The following is a 2,036-nucleotide window of genomic DNA, read 5'->3' as shown; positions in this document are numbered from 1 at the left end:
CCACCAGCCACTCCCTCACCTGGGCGAGCAACACCTAATCTGCCGGTGGCAGTAAGGGAGGGGTATGAGCGGCCCAGAAAACCATTCGCCTAAAGAGTTCGGCTGGATCGATCTCTACATTGGTGAGGGCTACAGCGACATGAAACAGGTGGCCGGGGCGCATGCGCCCCGGATCCCTGTGCCAGACAGCATGCAGGAGCTTATTCATGCACTTCGCCAGAAGTGCATGGAGGGCTACGCCACGCATGGTGAGTCCGAGTTTGCGGTGATCCACGAGGGTACGATGCTGCGGGTCACCCAGATGACCGACGTGACCAACAGCAACGTCTTTTTCATTCGGCGACCGGAGGCGGAGATCCGCCGCTTCGCGACTCTGGGCCTGCCTCCGCACGCGGTAAAGCTCCTGCTCGATAAGGGGACGCGGGGGCTGATCCTTTTCGCTGGTGAGATGGGGGTCGGCAAGACGACCTCTGCAGCATCTCTCGTGGTGGAGCGCCTGATGATTCATGGCGGCGTCGCTATCGCGATTGAGGATCCGCCGGAAACGCCTCTGAACGGGCTGCATGGTCCTGGCCGTTGTATCCAAGTGCCGGCGTCGCGAAAGGCTGGTGGATACCGCGAGCACCTCATCAAAACGATGCGAGCCAGTGCGGACCTGATCCTCATTGGTGAGATTAGGGACACGGCCGCCGGCGTCGAGGCAGTCACCGCGAGTACCAATGGTCGCTTGGTCATCGCGACCATACACGGTCGTGACATTCCTGATGCTCTGTCGAGGATCTCGACCTGGTGCGCGGAGCTGCCGAACAACAACGACCTGCTTGCCGACGGTCTGAGTGCAGTCATCTGGCAGACCATCAAACGGCAGCCTGGTCAGCCTGGTCGACTGATGGTCAAGACGCTCTCCATTGGCGCAGGCGATACCGGGATCCGGGCCAAGATCCGGAAGGGCGAGTTTGGCCAGTTGCACCAAGACATCGAACAACAGCTCCGGCAGGCCTCGTGGAGCACCGAAAACCTATTTGGAGGGACGAGAACATGAAGGCGAGAGGCAGGGTATTGCGGGGTGCGAAGAAGCAGCAGGGCTTTGCCGCGATCGAAATGATCGTGGTGCTGATTCTGGTGATCTCCGCCCTCGGGATCGGTGCCCAGGCGATGTTCGATCACGCGGACAACATGGCCGCGCAGACCACTGCCGATCACCAGAAAATCATTTCCGACGCGGCTGCAGCCTATATCAAGGACAACTACGCCGCGGTCGTTGCGGCTGCAGGGCCGACTACGCCGGCGACGATTACCACGACGATGTTGAAGAACACCGGGTACCTGGAGACGAGCGTCGCCGACCTGAACAGCTTCGGCCAGGCCTACAGGGTACTGGCGATCGAGCCGACGCCGAATAAGCTGCAGACGCTGGTTGTCACCACCGGCGGTGAAACCATTTCCGAGACCAGCATTCGTCGGATTGCCAAGCAGGTGGGCGCTCGCGGCGGCTATGTCTCGAACGTCGACACAGCCCGGGTGGAGGGCTCGTTTGGAGGGTGGGGCGTGCCGCTGGCGTCCTACGGCGTTTCCCCGGGGGCAGGGCACTTGGCGACCGCTCTGTTTTTCGACGACGGCGCCCTTACCAACGACTACCTGTATCGAAACTCGGTAGCGGGTCACCCCGAAGTGAACCGGATGAACACCTCGATCGACATGGGAGGCAACAACCTCAACAACACCGGCACGGTGAACGCTACTACAGCAAACATCACCGGGAACGCTGCCGTCGCCGGCAACGCAACCGTCGGCGGCACGATCAAGGGGCAGACGGCTGACATTACCGGGGAGACCTATACCGGTGGGTGGTTCCGTACTCGCGGGGATAGTGGTTGGTACAACGAGAAATGGGTCGGCGGTTGGTATATGAGCGATCCGACCTGGGTGCGCTCGTATGCAAACAAGAACGTCTACACCGCCGGCGAGATGCGCGGGGGCAAGTTGACCTCGGAAGGGAGGACCGAAGTAGGGGAGTACCTCCAGCTCAACGGAGT

General features: G+C 61.1%; 2 protein-coding genes. Both read left to right on the top strand.

Translation table 11 applies throughout. The annotated features are described in order from the left end of the window. Positions 1–64: 64 nt before the first annotated feature. On the top strand, positions 65–1,042 hold the full coding sequence (locus tag ACZ4Z4_RS38200) for an ATPase, T2SS/T4P/T4SS family (RefSeq protein ID WP_009684382.1): 978 nt from the start codon (positions 65–67) through the stop codon (positions 1,040–1,042). After that, positions 1,039–2,036, top strand: a 998-nt coding sequence (gene pilV / locus ACZ4Z4_RS38195) for a shufflon system plasmid conjugative transfer pilus tip adhesin PilV (protein WP_468338482.1), incomplete at its 3' end; no start/stop codon positions are given. The genes ACZ4Z4_RS38200 and pilV, both read left to right, overlap by 4 nt.

The sequence above is a fragment of the Streptomyces sp. NPDC030245 genome (genome assembly GCF_055572995.1).
Note: the sequence above shows the minus strand (reverse complement) of the source record. Positions and strands in the feature narration are given on the sequence as shown.

What these genes read in the sequence shown, in the direction of transcription:
- ACZ4Z4_RS38200 (WP_009684382.1), top strand. Translation starts at nt 65, where the DNA reads ATGAGCGGCCCAGAAAACCATTCGCCTAAAGAGTTCGGCTGGATCGAT.